Raw genomic sequence first — 21,163 nt, forward strand, 5'->3', positions numbered from 1 at the left:
CCCCTGGAAATCCAGGGACCGGGCCGCTTTGACGTGCAGGGGAAGGCGCACGAATCCGGAAGCTCAGGTGAAGATGATCCCCTCCGGGACGTCCGGGCGGATTTCGGTGCCGACCTTGCGGGCCAGCACCTCGTCCAGGCGGTCCAGCGGACCGATCAGGACCCTGCCGCCGGCCTTTGCGACACGGATCGCGGCGTCCACCTTCGGCTTCATGGAGCCTTCGGCGAACTCGAGTTCGCCGATCGCTTCGGGGGAGGCCGTGAGGATGTCGCGCTGCTCCGGGGTGCCCCAGTTCTCGCTGACGAAGTCGCCGTCGGTAAGCATGATCAGCGTGTCCGCCTCAAGTTCGGCCGCGAGGGCTGCACTCGCGGCGTCCTTGTCGACGACGGCCTGCATGCCGATCTGGTGGCCCCGGCCATCGAGCTTGACCGGAACGCCGCCGCCGCCCACGCAGACCACCAGGGTGCCGTTGTCCAGGAGGGTGCGGACCAGCGGGGCCTGAAGGATGCTGATGGGTTCCGGGGAAGGGACCACGCGCCGGAAGGCCTTGCCGTCCTTGGCGATGGTCCACCGGTATTCGGACGCGGCCTCGGCGGCATCCTGCGCGGAGTAGGTGGGGCCGATGAGCTTCGTGGGGCGGTCGAAGGCGGGATCGTTTTCATCCACCACGGTGGTGGTGACGATGGCGGCCACTTCCCGCTCCCCGGCGAGGGCGTTGGAGAGCTCCTGTTGGATCACGTAGCCGATCATCCCCTGGGTTTCGGCGCCGAGGATGTCCAGCGGGTAGGCGGCGACATCCTGGTAGGCCAGGTTTTGCAGGGCAAGGAGGCCCACCTGGGGTCCGTTGCCGTGCGTGATCACCAGTTCGTGCTCGCGTGCCAGCTTGGCAAGTGCCCGGCAGCTTTCCTTGACGTTGGCCCGCAGGCGGTCGGCCGTCATGGGCTCGCCGCGCTTCGCGAGGGCGTTTCCGCCCAGTGCAACCACTAGTCGCATCTGAATCCTCCTTGGGAACTGGCTCTTGAATACCGCAGATGGTATACCATCTGGAGGAACAAGCCGAGGTGGTCGCAAGACGGCCCGGTAACTTCAGGGCATTTTCACGGCGATTCTGGCTTTAGGAGCCTTGTGGCAGCTTCAAACCGAGCGAACTGTATACCATCAATTTCCATCGATGCCGCCTTGGTGACCACGCTCCGGGAAGCGCCCGGGACGGGAAAGGTCCACTCGGTCTTCAACCGGACCGTCAACGTCCTGGCTCCCTGGGGCCAGTTGGTCACCGTGGCCGCCCGCCAGCTCGACGACGCACCATGGACCGTCCGCGCAGATACCCGCGGCTGGACAGACATGGGCATCCGGGCGGGCGATCCCGTCGGCTTCAGTGCGCGCGAAATCTCCTTTGACTCCCTGGATACGGCGGTGCTGCTGCCCGGCGCCCGGGAATGGTTTGCGAAGCGCATCCCCCTGGCGGCCATCACGACGGCGGAGCTCGCCTCGTGTGCCGCGGCGCTCGGGGGCCTGCTTGAGGACCACGGCATCCGCGGCGGCATCCTGCAGGAACACCCGAAAGAGGGTACCGCCCAAGCCAATGCCTTCGACGCCGGAATCGCGCAGGGGCTGCGGACGGGTCGCGAAGCCCTCGAAGCGGCGGTCCGCGCCGGCGACGGCGCGGCAATCGGCGGGACGGCACTGCAACTGCTCGGCCTCGGTTCCGGCCTCACCCCCGCAGGCGACGACTTCCTCTGCGGCCTGGCGCTGTTCTCCGCCCAGCCGGGCAGCCGGCTCGGTGCCGTGCGCGCGGCGCTGTCCGCCGTCGTCGGGCAGCACCCGGACCGCACCACCCTGCTCAGCTGGACGACCCTGCGCGAGGCAGTGGACCGGCGCGCCCGCGAAAGCCTCCTCGAGCTGCTCAGCATGCTTTTCCGCCACAGGGCGGAAGACGCCGCCGGGCTTGCCCGGCACCTTCGTGCCCCGGTTGACCGTGCCCTCGGCATCGGCCACACCTCCGGGACGGACATCCTGTCCGGCCTCCTGGCCGGACTTCGACTCGAAACAGAACTGAGAGGGTCCTTGTGAGCGTCACAGCGGTGATCAAGAAGAACAGCTACTTCGATTCGGTGTCGCTGATGTCGATATCGACGAAGGCCAACGGACTCGACGGCGTCGGGCAGGCGTTCGTTGCGATGGCGACCGAAATGAACAAGGGGGTCCTGCAGAACCTCGGCCTGCTCACCCCGGAACTGGCGGAGGCCGGTAACGGCGACCTGATGATCGTGGTGGTCCCCGCCCCGGGCGCCGATGCGGAAGCAGTCATTCCGCAGATCGAGGAACTGCTCACCCGCAGGGCGCCCGCGGGCGGCGGCGCGGCCATCTCCTACCGCACCATCGCCGCGGCGGCACAGGCGGACCCGGGCGCGAACCTCGCGATCATCGCCGTCAACGGGGCCTACGCGGCACGCGAGGCCCGGAAGGCCCTGGACAACGGCCTGAACGTGATGATGTTCAGCGACAACGTCCCTGTGGAGGAAGAGATCGCCCTCAAGGCCCTCGCCCACGGGAAGGGCCTGCTGATGATGGGCCCGGACTGCGGAACGGCCATCATCAACAACGTGGCACTCTGCTTCGGCAACGCCGTCCGGCCCGGCCCGGTCGGGATCGTGGCCGCTTCCGGCACCGGTTCCCAGGAGGTCAGCGTCCGGATCCACGCCCTCGGCGGCGGCATCTCGCAGCTGATCGGTACCGGCGGCCGTGACCTCAGCGCCGAGGTGGGCGGCGTCATGATGATCGACGGCATCCGCGCCCTGGCGGCGGACCCGAAGACCGAGGCGATCGTTCTCGTGTCCAAACCCCCGGCACCCGAGGTGGAGAAGAAGGTCCTCGCCGAAATCGCCGGCGCCGGCAAACCCGTGGTGGTGTACTTCATCGGCGGCTCCGAAGAAGCCGTCACCACCGCGGGCGGCACCTTCGCCGCGAGCAGCCTCGACGCCGCCCTGGCCGCCGTGCGCCTCACCGGCCTGCCCTCGGCCCAGGCCCCGGCCACAGACACGGCACACATCGAATCCGTGCGGGCCCGCCTCACCCCGGAACAGACGAACATCCGCGGGCTGTTCTGCGGCGGCACCCTGTGCGACGAATCGATGTACGCGCTGCTCAACGCCGGGGAGGAGGTCTGGAGCAACATCCAGAAGGACCCCGAATTCGTGCTCGGCGCGGCGGACCCTAGTCGCGGCCACACCTTCCTCGACTTCGGCGACGACGAGTTCACCAACGGCCGCCCGCACCCGATGATCGACCCCTCCAACCGCCTGGCCCGCCTGGTCGAAGAGGCCAAGGACCCCTCCGTGGCCGCCATCGTCATGGACTTCGTGCTGGGCTTCGGGGCCCACGAAGACCCCGTGGGCGTCACCCTCCCGGCGATCACCGAAGCCAGGAAGATTGCCGCCGACGCCGGCCGGCACCTGGAGATCGTGGCGTACGTCCTTGGGACCGACCGTGATACGCCGGGCCTGGCCGCGCAGACCGCGGCCCTCGTGGCGGCGGGCGTCACCATCACCACCAGCAGCACCGCAACGGGCGAGTTCGCCCGCGCAATCGTCCGGGAAGGAATCAAGGCATGAGCATGTCGAAACTGTTCGAGAGCGAGCTGAACGTCGTCAACGTAGGCCTCGCGATGTTCGAAGAGGACATCGCAGCACAGGGCGCCACGGTCCGCACCCTGGACTGGGCGCCTCCCGGCGGCGGCAAGGCCGAAGTCATCGCCGCGCTGGACAAGCTCGAAAACCCGGAGATCGCGGCGAAGATCGCCGCCGCGAACGCCGAGGCGGCGGACCGCATCATGAACGCCAAGCCGATGCTGGTGGGCTTCGGCCGGGCGATCGACGTGGTCCCCGGCATGACGGCAACCACCATCCTGCACGCAGGCCCGCCCATCACCTGGGAGCGGATGTCCGGGCCCATGAAGGGGGCGGTCACCGGCGCGCTGGTCTTCGAAGGGCTGGCCGCCGACCTCGAGGACGCCGCCCGCGTGGCGGCCTCCGGCAAAATCACCTTCTCGCCCTGCCACGAGCACGACTGCGTGGGCTCCATGGCCGGCGTCACCTCGGCCTCGATGTACATGCACGTGGTCCGCAACGAGACGCACGGAAACTACGCCTACACAAACCTGTCCGAGCAGATGGCCAAGATCCTGCGCATGGGCGCCAATGACCAGAGCGTGATCGACCGCCTGGTCTGGATGCGGGACGTCCTTGGCCCCATGCTCAAGGAGGCCATGGAAATCGGGGGGGCCATCGACCTGCGCCTGATGCTCGCCCAGGCCCTCCACATGGGGGACGAGGCGCACAACCGCAACGTCGCCGGCACGGTCCTGCTCTTCCAGGCCCTGGCGCCTGCGCTGCTGCAGACCGGTTTCAGCACCGCGCAGAAGAAGGAGGTCTTTGACTTCATCGCCAGTTCGGACTACTTCTCCGGCCCCACCTGGATGGCGACGGCGAAGGCTGCCCTCGACGCCGCCCACGGCATCGAAAACTCCACCATCGTCACCACCATGGCCCGCAACGGCGTCGAGTTCGGCATCCGGGTGAGCGGCCTGCCGGGCAACCACTGGCTCACCGGCCCGGCCCAGAAGGTGATCGGACCGATGTTCGCCGGGTACAAGCCGGAGGATTCCGGGCTGGACATCGGCGACAGCGCCATCACGGAGACCTACGGTTTTGGCGGCTTCGCCATGGCCGCGGCACCGGCGATCGTCGCGCTGGTGGGCGGCACGGTGGAGGAGGCCATCGCCTATACGCACGCGATGGGCGAAATCACCACCACCGAGAACCGGAACATCACCATCCCGTCGCTGGGCTTCCAGGGCCTCCCGACGGCGATCGACGTCCGCAAGGTGCTGGACACCGGGATCCTTCCGGTCATCAACACCGCCATTGCGCACAAGGACGCCGGCATCGGCATGATCGGCGCCGGCATCACCCACCCGCCGGCCGAGGCCTTCGAGAAAGCAATCCTTGCCCTCGCGGAGAAGCTCGCCTGAACCGGGCACCCAGCGACAAACCGAACGAGAACCCCTAAGAGAAAGCAGTTGTGGCGATGACGACTCCACCGGGCACAGTTGAAAGCACCGCCGCCGCGGCCGGGCTCGAATCCGAATTCGAGCACACGCCGGTCCCGCAGACGCACCGGAAATCCCTCCTGACGGTCTCTGCCGTCTGGTTCGGATTCCCGATGATCCTGACCAATGCCGTGCCCGGTGGCCTCGTGGTGGCCCTGCTCGGCTTCTGGCAGGGCCTCGCCGCGATTGTCGTGGCCAACCTGATCATGTTCGTTTACGTCAGCCTGCTCAGCTACCGGGCCGGAAAGACGGGCAAAAGCTTCGCGTTGCAGGCCACGGAAACCTTCGGCACGGCCGGCTACGCCATCGCCTCGGGCTTCCTGGCCACGGTGGTGGTGGGCTGGTTCGCCTTCAACACCGGCGCCACCGGGGCCAGCCTGAACAAGGCATTCGGCTGGAACGAGACCCTGGTGGTGGCGGTGGCCGGCGTCGCGTTCATCGCGGTGACCTACCTCGGCATCAAGGCGCTGTCCTGGCTCGGTGCCATCGCCGCCCCGCTGTTCATCGTCGCAGTGATCATCGCCATCGCGATCGCGGCCCAGAGACACGACCTCGGCCAGATCGTGAACTTCCAGGGCGTGGGCGGCGGCGCCATGACCTTCGGCGTGGCCGTCACCTCGATCATGGCCACTTTCGCGGACTCAGGGACCATGACGGCGGACTTCACTCGCTGGTCGAAGAACGGCCGCGAAGCGGTGCTCGCCACCGTCACCGCGTTCCCGTTCGCGAGCCTGGTGGCCCAGCTCAGCGGCGGCCTGCTGGTGGCGGCCGGCGCGATCGCCTCCGCGCAGACCGCCGGCGGCGACTTCACCCCGATCCTCACCGGCGTAAACAACCCGCTCCTGAACGCCCTCGTGGTGGTCTTCGTGGTGATCAACCTGGGCTCGGTGTGCACGCACTGCCTGTACAACGGCGCCTTGGGCTGGTCCCACCTAACCCGTTCGAAGATGCGCCTGCTCACCCTGGTGCTGGGCGTGGTCGGCGTGGTGGTGGCGCTGCTGGGCGCGTGGAACTACTTCGTGAACTGGCTCGCTTTCCTCGGGGTGATCGTTCCGCCGCTCGGCGCCGTGCTCATCGCCGACCAGATCATCCTCCGCAAGCGACTTGCGGACCGCGCCGAGTCGAAGATCCGCCCGACGGCGTTCATCGCTTGGGCGATTGGTGCGGTGGCCGCCGTCGTGGTCCATTTCGGTGCGCCGATGCTTTCGGACGCGGTGGTCGGCCTGATCGTCGGGCTCGTGGCCTACCTGGCGATCGAGCGGCTGGCAGGCACGGCGGCGGCTGGCGTGGGGTCCTAGGAATGCGAAGGGCCGGGAGCCGTGCGGCTCCCGGCCCTTCGCCGGTTCTTAGTTGAGCGTGATGATGATCTTGCCGCGCACGTGGCCCTGTTCGAGCCGGCGGTACGCGTCGGCCACCTGCTCCAGCGGGTAGCTTGCCTCGAGCGGAAGGACCAGCGAGCCGTCCGCCAGCCCTTGGGCAATCCGCGGCAGGGCGTCGGCCGGCGCGTCCACGCCGCCGGTCGCGACGAAGCCGCCGTCCTCGTGGCCGTGGGCCGCGATGGCGGTGATGCGCCCGGCCGGGACGCCGAACTCCTTCGCCGTCTCGATCACTTCGACGCCGTTGAGGTCCGCCGCCGCCGTCGGCGTTCCGAGGTCCTTCACCCGGTCCGCCAGGCCGTCCCCGTAGCTGACCGGAATGGCATCCAGGCCGCGGAGGAATTCGTGGTTGCGTTCCGAGGCGGTGCCGATCACCGTGGCCCCCGTGCGGGCGGCCAGCTGGGTGGCCAGCACGCCGACGCCGCCGGCCGCGCCGCCGATCAGGACCGTGTCCGAGGCACCCAGGTCCAGTTGCCCGATGGCAGCGGCGGCGGTCCGCCCGGCAATCGAAAGCCCCGCCGCGAGTTCGTCCGTGACGCCGTCGGGCGTGCGGTGCAATGCCCTGGGTGAGGTCACCACGAAGTCCGCGATGGCCTCGTGGCGCTTGCCGCCGAAAACCCGATCGCCGACAGAAAGCTCCGTGACGCCCTCGCCCACCTCGTCCACCACGCCGGCGAAATCGTTGCCGACGCCCGATCCGGGTGCGCCGCCGAACGCTTCCGCCGCCGGGCCGCCGTGGAAGATCTTGTAGTCCACCGGATTCAGGCCTGCCGCCGAAACCCGGACCCGCACCTCACCCGGGCCCGCATGGGGTTCCTCGACCTCAACTACCTTCAGGACCTCGGGTCCACCGAACTGTTCGTACCGTACTGCGCGTGCCATGCCGTCCTCCTTTGATCGTTGTTGCCTGACGCTCCGTGCAACAACGCCGAGGGCAGGCTATTCCGGAGGTTTCGGGGCATGAAGGAGGGTGACGCCCGGTGACTGCGCGGCGGCACCGGCCGCGTCCTCGGCGTCTTCGAGAGCCTTCGCGAGCTGTTCGACGGCGGCCGGGTACCCGCCGTCGGCCATCAGCCGGGAGGACTCCGCCTGACGCATGGCCCGGAACAGTTCGGCGGTCCTGGGTGCTCTGGGGTCGCTCATCGCGGGGTAGTCGATCTGCCGGGCCGGATCCAGCTCATAGAGCTGCCAGCGCTTGAGGATCGCGTGGTGCCGGGCGGCGGCGGACGCCAACATGGATTGCTGCCGGCGCAGTTCGCCCACCTTCCGTTCACCGAAGAGCGCGGCGAGTGCCGTGGCGGCGGCGAGGCAAAACAGGACAAGCCCGACGGCGGGGGACAGCAGCGCGGGAACCAGCAGCGCCGGGACAATCACCACGAGCCCGGCGAACGCGTTCCAGAAGAAGGCGTCCGGCTCCTGGCCCTGTTTCCTGCGGAGGGAGAGAACGGTGGCCGCCACGGCCGTGACAAGCAGGACCGCCCAGAAAACGGTCTGCCAGGGGCTCAGCTGGGCTCCGGATATGGCGGGCATTGGACACCTCCGCAGACTGCATGGCCGCCTTTCATCCAGTATGCGCCGGTGCGGAGGTACTTGCGAGGGTGCCTAGGCCTTCTTGCCCTCGGCCTTCTTGGCGTCCTTCTTCGCGTCCTTGACGCGCTTCGCTTCGGAGCGCACGGCGGCGTGGGTGGCGCGTTCGACGACGAGCCACTGCGGCGGTGCGGCCAGCAGGGCGGCGATTTCCGCCGTCGTCAGCGGCTCGGTGATGCCGCCGCGGGCAAGTCCTGCGATGGAGATGTTCAACTTCTGGGCGACCACCGGGCGGGGGTGCGGGCCGGTGCGGCGGAGCTCGGCGAGCCACTCGGGCGGATTGGCTTGCAGTTCCGCGAACTCGGCGCGGGTGACGGCCGAGTCCTGGAACTCCTGGGGAGCTGCGGGCAGGTAGATGCCAAGCTTCTTCGCAGCGGTGGCCGGCTTCATGGCTTGGGGGCTCGGGGTCTTCATTGTCCAAGGGTATCGCCAGCGGCGGCATCCCGGCCGCCCGGGCACAACCGTCAGCCTGCCGGAGCGGCACTTGGTAACATTTGTTTTTGCGGGTCAATCAGATGGATTGCTCCGCAAATGCGTATCTATGATGAATGTATGCCGCAGATACGAGTTTCCGAGGCCGCGCGCTTCCTCGGGGTGAGCGATGACACCGTGCGCCGCTGGATCGACAACGGTGCCCTGACCGGGACGAAGGACGACGCCGGGCGCGTGGTGGTGGACGGTCTGGAACTGGCCCACCTGGCCCGCGAACAGGCCGCGCTGCCGGAGGATCCCACCCGCGTGGGCAGTTCTGCGCGCAACCGCTTCGTAGGCCTCGTCACCGGAATCACGGCGGACAAGGTCATGGCCCAGGTGGAACTGCAGTGCGGCCCCTTCCGCGTGGTGTCCCTGATGAGCAGTGAAGCCGTGCGGGACCTCGGCCTGGAGCTTGGCTCGGTGGCTACCGCCGTCGTCAAGGCGACCACCGTCATCATCGAAACACCCCAAGGAAAGGGCATCGTATGAGGATCACGCGCAGGAAGACGGCGGCGCTGGTCGTCTCCGCTGTGCTCGCTGGCTCCCTGGCCGCCTGCTCGCCGGGCGGGGGCGGGAGCACTGGATCCGGCACGGTGACCGTCTACGCCGCAGCGTCCCTGAAGAAGACGTTCACCGAGCTGGCCGCCAAATTCGAAGCAGCCCACCCCGGCACCAAGGTCACGCTGAACTTCGCCGGTTCCTCGGACCTCGTCACCCAGATCACCCAGGGCGCCCCGGCCGACGTGTTTGCCTCGGCGGACTCGAAGAACATGACCAAGCTTTCGGACGCCTCCCTGGTGGACGGCGACCCCGTGGACTTCGCCACGAACGTCCTGGAGATCGCCGTTCCACCGGCCAACCCCGCGTCGATTTCGTCCTTCGCGGACCTCGCCAAGCCGGGCGTGAAGGTTGTGGTCTGCGCACCCCAGGTGCCTTGCGGCGCCGCCACGGAAAAGGTGGAGAAGGCCAGCGGCATCACCCTGAAGCCGGTCAGCGAGGAATCCTCCGTGGCAGACGTCCTCGGAAAAGTCACGTCCGGGGAAGCCGACGCCGGGCTGGTGTACGTCACGGACGTGAAGACCGCCGGGGACAAGGTCAAGGGCATCACCTTCCCGGAGTCCGGCCAGGCAGCAAACACCTACCCGATCGCCACCGTCGAAAACAGCAAGAACAAGGAGCTGGCGAAGGCGTTCATCGAACTGGTTACCGGCAGCGAGGGCAGGAAGGTCCTGGGCGACGCCGGCTTCGGGGCGCCGTGAACCCTTCCTTGAACGCTTCCCCGGCCGACGGCGGCCACGGCTACAGCGGCATTCCGCGTTGGCTGTACCTTCCGGCCGCCGTCGGGGCCCTGTTCGTCCTGCTGCCGCTGGCCGCGGTGCTGGCGAAGGTCAACTGGGCCCAGTTCATCCCGCTGGTAACGTCCGCCGCTTCACTGGACGCGCTCGGCCTGAGCCTGCGGACCTCGGCGGCCAGCACTCTCCTGTGCCTGGTGTTCGGGGTGCCGCTGGCCATGGTCCTGGCGCGCCGGCCATTCCGGGGCCAACGCCTGCTGCGCGCCTTCGTCCTGCTGCCCCTGGTGCTTCCGCCGGTGGTGGGCGGCATCGCGCTGCTTTACACCTTCGGCCGCCAGGGCCTGCTGGGGAAATCGCTGGAACTGGCCGGAATCCAGATTGCCTTTTCGAACACCGCCGTGGTCCTGGCCCAGGCCTTCGTGGCCCTGCCCTTCCTGGTGGTCAGCCTCGAGGGCGCCCTGCGCACCGCCGGCAACAAATACGAAGCCGTGGCCGCCACCCTCGGGGCAGCGCCCACCACCGTGCTGCGCCGCGTGACCCTGCCCCTGGTCATGCCGGGCCTGGCCTCCGGTGCCGTGCTGTCCTTCGCCCGCAGCCTGGGCGAGTTCGGCGCCACCCTCACCTTCGCCGGCAGCCTGCAGGGCGTGACCCGGACCCTGCCGCTGGAAATCTACCTGCAGCGCGAGTCCGACGCCGATGCCGCCGTCGCGCTGTCCCTGCTGCTCGTCGCGGTGGCGGTGGCCGTCGTCGGACTGTCCTACCGCAAACCCGGCAGGCAGGTCGGCGCATGACGTTCCGGATGACAGCGCGCGTCCATGGACGGCTCGACGCCGAATTCACGGTGGCGCCGGGGGAGACCGTGGCGGTCCTCGGGCCCAACGGCGCCGGGAAATCCACGCTGCTCGCCGCGGCCGCCGGGCTGGTCAAACCCCACGGCGGTTCCATCCGTTTGGGGGACAAGGTCCTGTTTGCTCACGACGGCGGCCGGCAGCATTGGGTTCCGCCGCACCTGCGCGGGGTGGCGCTGCTGGCCCAGGAGGCGCTGCTGTTCCCGCACCTGAGCGTGCTGGACAACGTGGCGTTTGCGCCGCGCAGCGCGGGGGAGCCGCGCGCCCGGTCCCGGGAAACGGCACGCCGCTGGCTGGCCGAGGTGGATGCGCTGGACCTGGCAGGGCGCCGTCCTGGGCAGCTCTCCGGCGGGCAGGCGCAGCGTGTCGCCGTGGCCCGTGCGCTGGCCGCCGACCCGGAACTCCTGCTGCTGGACGAACCCATGGCTGCCCTGGACATCCACGCCGCCCCGCAGCTGCGCAGGGTGCTGAAGCGGGTGCTGGCCAGGCGCAGCGCGTTGATCGTCACCCACGACGTGCTCGACGCCCTCATGCTCGCGGACCGGATCGTGGTGCTGGAGAAGGGCCGGATCGTGGAGGAAGGCCCTGTCCGCGAAGTGCTCGGCCGCCCGCGCAGCGCCTTCGCCGCCGGGCTCGCGGGGCTGAACCTGCTCACCGGCACGGTCACCCCGGACGGGCTGCTCGTGTCCGGGCCCGGGGCCGCGGGCGGGCAGGCTGTCTCCGGAACTCCCGACGGCGAAGCGCTGGCCGGGGAGCCCGGCGTCGCCGCCTTCCCGCCGTCGGCCGTCTCCGTGTTCCTCGAGCTGCCGCACGGCAGCCCCCGCAACTGCCTGCCCGTGGCCATCACCGAACTGGAGCCGCACGCGGGCCGGATCCGGGTGCACGCCGGGGAGCTGGCCGCGGACATCACCCCGGCGGCCTCGGCCGAGCTGGGCCTGGAGCCGGGGACGCAGGTGTTCTTCGTGGTGAAGTCGGCCGAGGTGCAGCTGTACGGGGCCTGATTTTTGGTGGTCCTGTGTTGCCCGGCTTACGGCATCCGGGTGAGCTGTGCGCAGGCGTCCCACAGGCGGTGGCGGGCTTCCGGGTCCGAACCCATGCCCGGCGTCGGGAGTTCCTTGCGTTTGGCCCAGAGCTTTCCGGAAACGGATGCGGTTTCCGGTGCCGTGGCGAGCCAGAGCGGGGTGTCCGCGGCCTTCTCGGCAGGTGCGCCGAAGGTGTTCGTGACCCAGCGGAACGGGCCGCCGACGTCCTGCAGCAGCGAGGTGTTCTTGACCAGCCCCGGATGGACGGCATTCGCCACCACGCCCGAACCGGAAAGCCGCTCGGCGAACTCCTGGGTGAGGAGGACCCGGGCGAGCATTGTGGGCGGCGTGGAGCGCAGGTAGCTGTAGGTGCCGTGGGCGGTCTGGAGGTCGTCGAAGTCGAGCTTCGTGTTCCCGTACCTGGACGCAATGTTGACAATGCGGGACGTGCGCGGCCCTGCTGTGGCGGCGTTTTTGAGTGCGTCCTGAAGCAGGTTGCTCAGCACGAAATAGGCCATCACGTTGGTGGCGAAGGTTAGTTCGAGCCCGTCGGCGGTGATGTGGCGTTCCTTGCGGAACACTCCCGCCGCGTTGACGAGCACGTGGAGGCTGTCGTGGCGGGCCAGGAAGCCGCCCGCCGCGGCACGGATGGAGGACTGGTCCGAGAGGTCACAGGCCAGCGGCTCGAGCAGGGCACCGGGCACCAGCGAACGGATGTCTGCCATTGCCTCTTCCGCCCGGGCCGCGGAGCGTCCCACCACCGCCACCAGGGCGCCTTCGCGCGCGAGCCCGGTGGCCACGGCCTTGCCCAAGCCGCCCGTCGCGCCCGTCACCAGCGCCACGGTGCCTTCCATGGAAGCCATCGACTTCGCCTCCTGCGGTCCTGTACCCCGTCGACTGGGCAACATCACAGCACACCACCGTCGGCTTTGCCAGACTGCAGGTGCGCCGGGGACGCCGGGTCGCCGGAACGCTGCGGGGTCGCCGGAATTTTCCAGCGACCCCGCAGCGCTCCCGCGAATTCGGCGCGCCAGCTCTAGGCGCCGACGCCGGCCGGAACCTTCGCGTCGTCCTCTTCAGCGCCAAGCGGTTCGGAGGCCGCAACCGCAGCCGCCCCGCGCTTCTTGTACCGGAAGTGGAAGAACAGGTAGCAGGCCACCGTGAAGGCACCGCCGAAGTACAGCGCCGGGGCCTGGGTGGGATCGAAGCCGATGCCGACCATGGATCCGAGGCAGGCCACAAAGGCCAGGATCGGCACCAGCGGGAAGAGCGGCGCCTTGTACGGCAGGGTGGAGAGGTCCCCGCCGTTCCGGACGAAGGCGCGGCGGTGGAAGTAGTGGGATGCCACGATCGACATCCACACGGCCACAGTGGCGAAACCGGCAACAGAAGTGAGCACCAGGTACACCGTGGTGGGAGCCACGATGCTGCTGATCAGGGAGGCGAGGCCGCCGAAGATGCTCACGATCAGGGCAACCAGCGGGATGCCGCGCTTGGTCAGCTTGGCGAAGGCCTTGGGGGCGTGGCCCTCGTCGGCCAGCGAGAAGAGCATCCGGGCACAGGAGTAGAGGCCGCTGTTGCCTGCCGAAAGCAGGGCCGTGATGACCACGAAGTTCATGATGTCCGCGGCATACGGGACGCCGATGCTGGAGAAGACGGTGACGAAGGGGCTCTCGTCGAGGCCGGCCTTCTCGTACGGGATAGTGGCGGCGATGACCACGATCGCGCCGATAAAGAAGATCACCAGGCGCAGCACGGTGGTCCGCATGGCCTTGGGGATGTTCCGTGCCGGGTCTGTGGTTTCGCCGGCCGCCACGCCGATCAGCTCGGAGCCGGAGAACGCGAAGAACACCACAAGCACGGTGACCAGCACGCCGGTGAAGCCGTTCGGGAACAGGCCTGCCGACGTCGAGAAGTTCTCGAACAGCTGCGGGTAATCGCCGCTGGCCATGGGGTGGAAGCCCAGGAGTGCGGCGCCGCCAAGGATAATCAGGCCGACGACGGCGGCGACCTTGATCATGGCGAACCAGAATTCGCTCTCGCCGAAGACCCGCGAGGAGATGGCGTTCATGGAGAACAGGACGGACGCGAAAACCAGGCACCAGATCCACACCGGGACGTCCGGGAACCAGCGCTGCATGAGCAGGCCGGCGGCGGTGAACTCCGAGCCGAGGGCCACGGCCCAGGTCAGCCAGTAGAGCCAGGCCGTGGTGAAGCCGGTGGCGGGGCCGATCGAACGGGCGGCGTAGATGTGGAACGCACCGGAGACGGGGTAGGCGATGGCCAGTTCGCTGAGGCAGGCCATCACCAGGTAAACGACGACGGCGCCGATCAGGTAGGCGATGACCGCACCGAGCGGCCCGGCCTGGGAGATCGTGTACCCGGAGCTGACGAACAGCCCGGAACCGATCACGCCGCCGAGGCCGATCATGACCAGGTGGCGGGCTTCCATAGACCGCCTCAGGCCGGTTTTGGCCGGTGCTGCCGGGGTTCCCTGTGTGTCGGCTTCTTGGAGCGGAGCAGCGCTCATGGGTCCTCCGTTGGTTGATGCAGGGGCAAAGTTGGGCGCGCAGAAAGAGCCGGGCAACGCCGGAATCTGCGGGATTCTGTTCTTCAGGATAAGGGGGAGTGCCCCGTCTGGGCCCACGCCGCCAGGGTTCCCTGGCCGAAGCGAAGCGAGGCTAGGGTGGCGGTGGGGACCATTCCGGTGATCAAGCTAACACCGCCCGGGAGGGCCCATGAGAGCTCGGGCACATTGGCAAAGGATCGTCACCGATGAGCGTCGCGGCTGCCGTTTGAGCAACAGCTGAGCTGATGCTGAGGCGGAATTGTTTCAAGCGTTGCTTGGGTTGGGTGCTATCTTGCCCCCGATGATGATTTGCCCGGCGGCCGCCCTGGCTGAAGTGGCCCGGTTTTCGAGGTTCCGTGGACGGAAAATCAAGGCCGGATGCGCCTGAGGCCGCAAGAGATGGGCCAGTCCGGCCGGCGCTGCGCGGTACTGTGAAGTGGTGCCAGCCGACCTTGATCCCGCTCCCGCATCCGACGACGCAGCATCCGACGAAACCGCGCCGGCCGAAACCGCGCCCGACGAAGGCCGCCGCGAGCTGCGCTTCGCCTATGTCCCTGGGGTAATGCCGGGCAAATGGATCCGCCGCTGGGAAGAGCGCATGCCGGACGTCCCGCTCCATTCGTTCATGTCCGACGGCGACGCGCAGCTTTCGGTGCTGCGCGACGGTTCCGCTGACCTCAGCTTCGTCCGGCTGCCGGTGGACCAGGAAGGCCTGCACGTCATCCCGCTCTACGAGGAACAGCCCGCCGTCGTGGCGCCGAAAGGCCACGAGATCACGGTGTTCGAGGACGTGGACCTGGCCGACCTGTCCGAGGAGAACTTCCTGAACATCGCCGAAATGGGCGGGCCGGAGATGGCCCTGCAGGTGGTGGCGTCGGGCGCCGGCCTGGTGATCATGCCGATGCCCATGGCCCGGCACTTCAACGTCAAGGACACCGTGGTCCGGCGCCTGCACGGAGCCGAAGGCACGCGGATTGCGCTGGCGTGGCCCACGGACGCCACGGACGACGTGATTGAGGAATTCATCGGCGTGGTCCGCGGCCGTACCGCCAACAGCTCGCGCCAGCCCTCGGCCAAGCAGGACAAGCCGAAGAAAGCCCCCAAGCCGGACCGCCGGGGCACCGGCTCTTCAAGCGGCGGCGCCAAGAAGGTGGCCCAGCGCTACGCCCCGAACCCGGACAAAGGCCGGGGCCGCGGTTCCCGGAAGAAGGGCAAGCGCTAGGAAGCCCGCCGGCTGAGGGCCGACGGAACTCCGGAGTCCCCGCTCAGCCGCCCGAGTCGCGCCTCAGCCGACGTGGATGCCGGGGCGGAGTGCCGGGTCCGGTTCGTTCTCGCGGATGATTTCGCGGACCACCGGCGCGGTGTCCCCGCGGCCGAGCAGCAGGTAGCGCATCAGGTGCGCCAAGGGATTGCCCTCGGACCACTCGAAGTAGGCGTGGGGACGGACACCGGTGGCGTCGCGCAATGCCAGGAGGATTGCGGCGATCGCGTTCGGGGCAGCGGGGCTCTCCGTGCGCAGGACCCGGTGACCTTCCACCTCGATGCCCCTGACAACCAGGGTATCGCTGAAACCGGACGGGTCCGTGATGTCGATTTCGAGGAAGATGACGTCGGCCGTACCCGGGACCGGGTTCATTTCCCGCTGGTCGATTTCCTTTGCCAGGTATTCAGCGGCATCCCGGGCCTGGGGGCGGTTCGCGATCAGGTTGATCCGGCCGTCGAAGTCGATGGTGTCCTTGATGAAGCGCCGGGCGTTCTCATCGAACTCGATGCGGTCCACGCGCAGCTCGGTGGTGCGGCTGACCCGGGAGACCAGGGAGACCGCAATGATGCCGAGGATGAAGAAACCGGAGATGGTGAGGCCGTCCGGCTTTTCGATCACATTCGCCACCAGGGCGTAGATCAGCACGAGGCTCAGCACGGTGAAGCCGATGGCGGCGGCCCGTTGTTTCTTGCGGATCGCCGAAATGGTCACCGCGACTGCTCCGGAGACCATCATGGCGAGGATGCCGGTGGCGTAGGCGCCGGCCTGGGCGTTGACGTCGGCGTTGAATCCGATGGTGATGAGGATGCTGACGGTGGTGTAGACGAGCACCACCGGGCGGACAGCGCGGCTCCAGTCCGGGGCCATGCCGTAGGAGGGCAGGTAGCGCGGGACGATGTTGACCAGGCCCGCCATGGCCGAGGCACCGGCGAACCAGAGTATCAGGATGCTGCTGATGTCATACACCGAGCCGAAGCCCTCGCCGAGCCTTTCGTGGGCCAGGTACGCCAGGGCGCGGCCGTTGGCTTCGCCGCCGGCCTGGAAGGCTTCGGCGGGAATCAGGACGGTGGTGACCAGGCTGCTGCCGATCAGGTAGACGCTCATGATCAGCGCCGCCGTCGTGAGGAGCTTCCGGGTGTTCTTGATCTTGGAGGCAAGCCGTTCTTCGGCGGTTTTGCCCTCGGCGGCCACCAGCGGCATCATGCTGACGCCGGTTTCGAACCCTGACAGGCCCAGGACCAGGAGCGGGAAGGCAACAAGGGCGGGCCCGATCAGTCCGCCCGGGCCGCTGCCTGCCGAGCCCAGGGCCGCCGTCCAGTTCGAGAGCATCTGCGGGGACGTAAAGACTTCCACGAGGCCGCTGCCGATGATGACCGCGTTCATGAGGAGGAAGACCGCCACCAGGGGGATGGCGACGGCCACGGCTTCGGTGAAGCCCATGAGGAACACGCCGCCCAGGATGAGGAGAAGGACCACCGTAACGGTTACGGCCTGGCCCTCCAGGAAGTGCGGCACCAATGGATTCTCCAGCAGGTGAACCGTGGCGTCGGCGGCGGAAAGGGTGATGGTGATGATCCAGGAGGTCGCGACGAAGCCAAGCAGGATCAGCACGAAGATCTTGCCGCGCCAGAAGGAGAGCAGCGTCTCGAGCATGGCCACGGAGCCTTGGCCGTGCGGGCTCTCCTTGGCAACTCTCCGGTACATGGGCAGCATGCCGAGCAGGGTCAGGGCAACGATCAGCAATGTGGCCAGCGGCGAGAGTGCACCCGCGGCGAGGGCGGCAATGCCGGGAAGGTAGGAAAGCGTGGAGAAGTAGTCCACGCCGGTGAGGCACATGACCTTCCACCAGCGCTGTTGCGGTGTGTGGTCCTCGGCGGATTCCGGTCCGACTGGCATGTGCACACGGTGTTCCAGCAGCCAGCGCATCAGCGGATGGCCGGATTCCGGCCGCCTTTGCGGGGTGGGAACGATCGGTGGAAGGCCGTGGGTGGCAGGTGCCGTCAAGGACTCGTCTTTCTGTTCGCAGGCTATGACCTCCCGGAGGCTAGCACCGCGAAAAACCCCGGCGGGCGAAAATCAGCCGATCTTAACGGTTCCTTTACGCCTGTGAACCCGCCGCCCTGCTGACGAGCTCCGCGATCCTGGCCTCGACTTCGGCGGTCAGCTCGGTCAGGGCGTAGGCGACCGGCCACATGTCGCCGTCGTCGAGTTTGGCCGGATCGTTGAACCCCAGCGTGGAGTAGCGGGTCTTGAACTTGCCCGAACCCTGGAAGAAGCAGACCACCTTGCCGTCCCTGGCGTACGCGGGCATCCCGTACCAGGTTTTCGGTTCGAGCGCCGGGGCGCTTTCCTTGACGATGGCGTGGATGCGTTCGGCCATGCCGCGGTCCGGTTCCGGCAGATCGGCGATCTTCGCCAGGACGTCGCTTTCGCCGTCGACCTTTGCCGCCTTGCCGGTGGACCCCCGGCGCTTTGCGCCCGACTTGAGCTCCTGCGCGCGCTCCTTCATCGCGGCGCGCTCTTCCTCGGTGAAGCCGTCGTAGGACTTGTTCCTGGTGCTCTCCGCCATGGCCGTTCCCCTTAAGAGTGGTGTGTGTAACCCACCCTACGCATGGGCCACGACGGCGGCTTCTCCGGAACTGCTCGATCGGAAACTCGCCCGCTACTCCCCGTGAACAGTGAGCTGCTGCTCCTCGGAGCGGTTGAGGTAGGCGAGGAGGAGTTCGCCGGCCCGCTCGAGCTCGCCGGCTTCGAGGGCGGCGCAAATGGCGTCATTCTCCTCGAGCCAGCCGCTGTAGAAGTGCGCATCCGCGGTGGCCTTGTGGAAGTACAGGCGCATCTCGGCCAGCACGTGTTTCATGATCGTGTCCAGCCGTTTGCTTTCGGCCAGGGCCACGATGGCGCCGTGGAAGTGCTGGTTGGCGCTGCCCAGAGCGTCGTTGTCTTCGGCCGCGGCGGCGCGCTTGCCCTCGTCGACGGCCGCACGGACTGCCGCTACCCGCTCGGCGCTCCCGCCGCCCCGGATCGAGCTCACCTCGATTGCCCGGCGCACGGTGTAGAGATCGTGGATATCCCCGGCTTCGAGGGTGGCCACGAAGACGCCGCGGTTGGGCTGGCGGACCACGAGCCGTTCGCTGGCGAGCTCGGCAAAGGCCTCCCGAACGGTGTTCCGCGAAACACCCAGATCCTCGGCGATGGTGGCCTCGGTGAGCCGGGCGCCGGGCAGGAGCATGCCTTCGGCGAGCTGGTAGCGCAGCTCTTCGGCCACGCGCTCGGCCACGGACGGCACGGCGACGCGAACGCGGGCGCTGCCGGTCTGGGTAGGTGCCATGACACGAATTTACACGATCGTCACATCTTCGGATCGAAGAATCGTTGAACAATTCGACAATGTAGTGCATCCTAGATGGACCACATCCGATGAGATAGGGATCACAATGGCAAGCATCGACCTGAACAGCGACGTCGGGGAGTCCTTCGGACGCTGGACCCTTGGCGACGATTCCGCGATGTTCGAGTCCGTTTCCAGCGCCAACGTGGCGTGCGGTTTCCACGCCGGCGACCCCAGCGTCATCCGCGCCACCACCGCGAAGGCGGCCCAGGCCGGCGTCGTGATCGGTGCGCACGTGGGCTACCGGGACTTGGCAGGCTTCGGCCGCCGCTTCCTGGACGTCGACCCCAAGGAGCTGGCCGACGACGTCGTGTACCAGATCGGCGCACTGCAAGCCCTGGCGGCCACCGCCGGAACCCGGGTCAAGTACGTGAAGCCGCACGGCGGCCTCTACAACGCGATCGTCAAGCACACCGCCCAGGCCCAAGCCGTCGTCGACGCCGTCAAGGCAGTGGACCCCGGCCTGGCGATCCTTGGCCTCCCTGGCTCGGAGGTCCTGCGCCTGGCCGAAAAGTCCGGCCTGCGGCCGGTGACCGAAGCGTTCGCTGACCGTGCCTACAACCCGGATGGAACCCTCGTTTCGCGCACCCTGCCGGGAGCCGTCCTGCACGATCCCGCAGAGGTCGCCCAGCATGTGCTGCGGATGGCCACCGAACGGCGGATCATGGCAATCGACGGCACCATCCTCAATGTCCGCGCGGAAAGCATCTGCGTGCATGGTGACTCACCGGGCGCCGTGGCCATGGCCACCGCCGTGAAGTCCGCCCTCAGCGACGCCGGCGTCAGCATCGCCTCCTTCGCCTGAATCCGTTCCCCTAGGAACCCCCCAAAACCCCAGCAAAACCCTCATCCCCCGGAGGAAACCATGACCACCAACAGCAAGGCACGTGCCGTGACAAGGAAGCCACCGGCCGGCGCCCTCAAGGCGTACATCGCCAGCCTCACCGGCACCTCGCTGGAGTACTACGACTTCGCCATCTACTCCGTGGCCTCGGCCCTGGTGTTTCCCAAGATCTTCTTCCCGGCGGGCGATGAGTTCGTGGGCCTGCTGCTTTCCTTCTCCGCTTTCGCCGTGGGCTACCTGGCCCGCCCGATCGGCGGCGTGGTGTTCGGCCGGCTCGGCGACAAGATCGGCCGCAAGTACGTGCTGGTCTTCACCCTGGTCCTCATCGGCGTGGCCACCGTCCTTATCGGTGCCCTGCCGGACTACTCGGTGATCGGCATTGCCGCCCCCACCATCCTGGTGCTGCTGCGCCTGGCCCAGGGCATCGGCGTCGGCGGGGAATGGGGCGGCGCGGTGCTGCTCTCCAGCGAATTCGGCGACCCCAACAAGCGCGGATTCTGGTCTTCCGCGGCCCAGATCGGCCCGCCCGCCGGCAACCTGCTGGCCAACGGCGTGCTGGCCGTCCTCGCCGCCTCCCTCAGCAACGAAGCCTTCCTCTCCTGGGGCTGGCGCGTGGCGTTCCTCGCCTCTGCCGTGCTGGTGGCCTTCGGCCTGCTGATCCGCCTCAAGCTCGAGGAAACCCCGGTGTTCAAGGCCATCCAGGCCCACGGCGACCGGCCCAAGGCCCCCATCAAGGAGGTCTTCACCACCGAACCCAAGGCGCTCATCTCCGCCGCCCTGTCCCGCGTCTGCCCGGACGTCCTGTACGCCCTCTTCACCGTGTTCGTGGCCGTCTACGCCACCAAGGAACTGGGCATGACCACCGGAAACGTGCTCGCCGCCATCCTGATCGGCTCCGCATTCCAGCTGTTCCTCATTCCGCTTGCCGGCGCCACGACGGACCGCTTCAACCGCCGCCTCGTCTACGGCGTCACCGCCGCAGCCACGGCCGCGTTCATCCCGCTGTTCTTCCTGATGATCCAGGGCAAGTCCGTGGTGATGCTGACCATCGGCGTGGTGATCGGTCTGGCCCTGCACGCCTTCATGTACGGCCCGCAGGCCGCCTACATCACCGAACAGTTCCCGGCCCGCCTGCGCTACGCCGGCAGCTCCCTGGCCTACACCCTGGCCGGCGTAATCGGCGGCGCCGTGGCACCGATCATCTTCACCGCGCTCTACGGTGCGGCCGGCGGCGGCTGGTGGCTGATCGCGCTCTACCTGCTCCTGGCCTCCGTGGTGACGGTAGTGGGCCTGCTGCTCGGACGCGACCCGCAGCCCGAGGAGGACGTCCGGCTCCTGCAGGACGCCCAGGCCTGAGCGGTCGCATAAGTTGAACTGAGTGAGGAA

At 68.0% G+C, this 21,163-nt stretch carries 20 protein-coding genes; 11 read left to right on the forward strand and 9 right to left on the reverse strand.

From position 1 onward, the window contains the following. Positions 1 to 63 precede the first annotated feature (63 nt). On the reverse strand, positions 64 to 993 hold the full coding sequence (locus tag BLP88_RS08985) for a carbamate kinase (RefSeq protein ID WP_074588564.1): 930 nt from the start codon (positions 991 to 993) through the stop codon (positions 64 to 66). Positions 994 to 1,182: 189 nt separating this feature from the next. On the opposite strand from BLP88_RS08985, the gene BLP88_RS08990 reads away from it, so the two are divergent. From BLP88_RS08990 to BLP88_RS09005, 4 genes are read left to right on the forward strand one after another with little or no spacing between them, the layout of a single operon-like run. Further along, positions 1,183 to 2,073: an oxamate carbamoyltransferase subunit AllH family protein gene (locus BLP88_RS08990; RefSeq protein ID WP_074588566.1), complete on the forward strand. Its 891-nt coding sequence runs from the start codon at positions 1,183 to 1,185 to the stop codon at positions 2,071 to 2,073. Next, positions 2,070 to 3,614, forward strand: coding sequence for an acyl-CoA synthetase FdrA (fdrA, locus tag BLP88_RS08995; protein ID WP_074588568.1), 1,545 nt, complete (start codon positions 2,070 to 2,072; stop codon positions 3,612 to 3,614). The genes BLP88_RS08990 and fdrA overlap by 4 nt, the downstream gene beginning before the upstream one ends. After that, positions 3,611 to 5,032 (forward strand): YlbE family protein, encoded by a 1,422-nt coding sequence (locus BLP88_RS09000; protein WP_074588570.1) that lies wholly within the window; start codon positions 3,611 to 3,613, stop codon positions 5,030 to 5,032. The genes fdrA and BLP88_RS09000 overlap by 4 nt, the downstream gene beginning before the upstream one ends. Before the next feature lie 56 nt (positions 5,033 to 5,088). Then, positions 5,089 to 6,408, forward strand: a complete 1,320-nt coding sequence (locus BLP88_RS09005) for a cytosine permease (RefSeq protein ID WP_074588572.1) — start codon at positions 5,089 to 5,091, stop codon at positions 6,406 to 6,408. A 48-nt stretch (positions 6,409 to 6,456) separates the two neighbouring features. Here the strand turns inward: BLP88_RS09005 and BLP88_RS09010 are convergent, their stop codons facing one another. The 3 genes from BLP88_RS09010 to BLP88_RS09020 form a co-directional block, all read right to left on the reverse strand. Beyond that, positions 6,457 to 7,368: an NADP-dependent oxidoreductase gene (locus tag BLP88_RS09010; protein ID WP_074588574.1), complete on the reverse strand. Its 912-nt coding sequence runs from the start codon at positions 7,366 to 7,368 to the stop codon at positions 6,457 to 6,459. Positions 7,369 to 7,425: 57 nt separating this feature from the next. Beyond that, positions 7,426 to 8,016: a hypothetical protein gene (locus tag BLP88_RS09015; RefSeq protein WP_074588576.1), complete on the reverse strand. Its 591-nt coding sequence runs from the start codon at positions 8,014 to 8,016 to the stop codon at positions 7,426 to 7,428. Positions 8,017 to 8,088: 72 nt separating this feature from the next. Further along, on the reverse strand, positions 8,089 to 8,463 hold the full coding sequence (locus BLP88_RS09020) for a DUF5997 family protein (protein WP_373366907.1): 375 nt from the start codon (positions 8,461 to 8,463) through the stop codon (positions 8,089 to 8,091). Positions 8,464 to 8,625: 162 nt separating this feature from the next. Between BLP88_RS09020 and BLP88_RS09025 the strand changes: the two genes are divergently transcribed. The 4 genes from BLP88_RS09025 to BLP88_RS09040 are packed head-to-tail and all read left to right on the forward strand — an operon-like array spanning position 8,626 to position 11,688. Continuing rightward, a complete protein-coding gene (locus BLP88_RS09025; protein WP_074588579.1) occupies positions 8,626 to 9,036 on the forward strand; it encodes a TOBE domain-containing protein in 411 nt (136 codons plus the stop codon). After that, a complete protein-coding gene (modA, locus tag BLP88_RS09030; RefSeq protein WP_074588581.1) occupies positions 9,033 to 9,806 on the forward strand; it encodes a molybdate ABC transporter substrate-binding protein in 774 nt (257 codons plus the stop codon). The genes BLP88_RS09025 and modA overlap by 4 nt, the downstream gene beginning before the upstream one ends. A gap of 8 nt (positions 9,807 to 9,814) precedes the next feature. Continuing rightward, positions 9,815 to 10,630 carry an ABC transporter permease gene (locus BLP88_RS09035; protein WP_074588764.1) on the forward strand — a complete coding sequence of 272 codons (816 nt, stop codon included), beginning with the start codon at positions 9,815 to 9,817 and terminating at the stop codon, positions 10,628 to 10,630. Next, positions 10,627 to 11,688: a sulfate/molybdate ABC transporter ATP-binding protein gene (locus tag BLP88_RS09040; protein WP_074588582.1), complete on the forward strand. Its 1,062-nt coding sequence runs from the start codon at positions 10,627 to 10,629 to the stop codon at positions 11,686 to 11,688. Before BLP88_RS09035 ends, BLP88_RS09040 begins: the two co-directional genes overlap by 4 nt. A gap of 26 nt (positions 11,689 to 11,714) precedes the next feature. Here the strand turns inward: BLP88_RS09040 and BLP88_RS09045 are convergent, their stop codons facing one another. Together BLP88_RS09045 and BLP88_RS09050 are read right to left on the reverse strand one after the other, a co-directional pair. Next, a complete protein-coding gene (locus tag BLP88_RS09045; protein ID WP_245679821.1) occupies positions 11,715 to 12,572 on the reverse strand; it encodes an SDR family NAD(P)-dependent oxidoreductase in 858 nt (285 codons plus the stop codon). A 173-nt stretch (positions 12,573 to 12,745) separates the two neighbouring features. Beyond that, positions 12,746 to 14,239: an amino acid permease gene (locus BLP88_RS09050; RefSeq protein ID WP_074588583.1), complete on the reverse strand. Its 1,494-nt coding sequence runs from the start codon at positions 14,237 to 14,239 to the stop codon at positions 12,746 to 12,748. A gap of 478 nt (positions 14,240 to 14,717) precedes the next feature. On the opposite strand from BLP88_RS09050, the gene BLP88_RS09055 reads away from it, so the two are divergent. Beyond that, the gene (locus tag BLP88_RS09055; protein ID WP_084111014.1) at positions 14,718 to 15,500 is read left to right on the forward strand and encodes a substrate-binding domain-containing protein; all 783 of its coding nucleotides are present in this window, start codon (positions 14,718 to 14,720) and stop codon (positions 15,498 to 15,500) included. 63 nt (positions 15,501 to 15,563) lie between these two features. Here the strand turns inward: BLP88_RS09055 and BLP88_RS09060 are convergent, their stop codons facing one another. The 3 genes from BLP88_RS09060 to BLP88_RS09070 all read right to left on the reverse strand — a co-directional run bounded on the left by BLP88_RS09060 (position 15,564) and on the right by BLP88_RS09070 (position 18,873). After that, positions 15,564 to 17,438, reverse strand: a complete 1,875-nt coding sequence (locus tag BLP88_RS09060; RefSeq protein WP_245679822.1) for an APC family permease — start codon at positions 17,436 to 17,438, stop codon at positions 15,564 to 15,566. 202 nt (positions 17,439 to 17,640) lie between these two features. Then, positions 17,641 to 18,111 carry an iron chaperone gene (locus BLP88_RS09065; RefSeq protein ID WP_074588584.1) on the reverse strand — a complete coding sequence of 157 codons (471 nt, stop codon included), beginning with the start codon at positions 18,109 to 18,111 and terminating at the stop codon, positions 17,641 to 17,643. A 93-nt stretch (positions 18,112 to 18,204) separates the two neighbouring features. After that, the gene (locus BLP88_RS09070) at positions 18,205 to 18,873 is read right to left on the reverse strand and encodes a GntR family transcriptional regulator (RefSeq protein ID WP_074588585.1); all 669 of its coding nucleotides are present in this window, start codon (positions 18,871 to 18,873) and stop codon (positions 18,205 to 18,207) included. 106 nt (positions 18,874 to 18,979) lie between these two features. Here BLP88_RS09070 and BLP88_RS09075 point away from each other — a divergent pair, with 106 nt between their 5' ends. After that, on the forward strand, positions 18,980 to 19,738 hold the full coding sequence (locus BLP88_RS09075; RefSeq protein WP_074588586.1) for a LamB/YcsF family protein: 759 nt from the start codon (positions 18,980 to 18,982) through the stop codon (positions 19,736 to 19,738). Between the two features lie 60 nt (positions 19,739 to 19,798). Further along, a complete protein-coding gene (locus BLP88_RS09080) occupies positions 19,799 to 21,133 on the forward strand; it encodes an MFS transporter (RefSeq protein WP_074588587.1) in 1,335 nt (444 codons plus the stop codon). Positions 21,134 to 21,163: the final 30 nt, after the last annotated feature.

The sequence above is a fragment of the Arthrobacter cupressi genome, assembly GCF_900099975.1.
Lineage (GTDB): Bacteria > Actinomycetota > Actinomycetes > Actinomycetales > Micrococcaceae > Arthrobacter > Arthrobacter cupressi.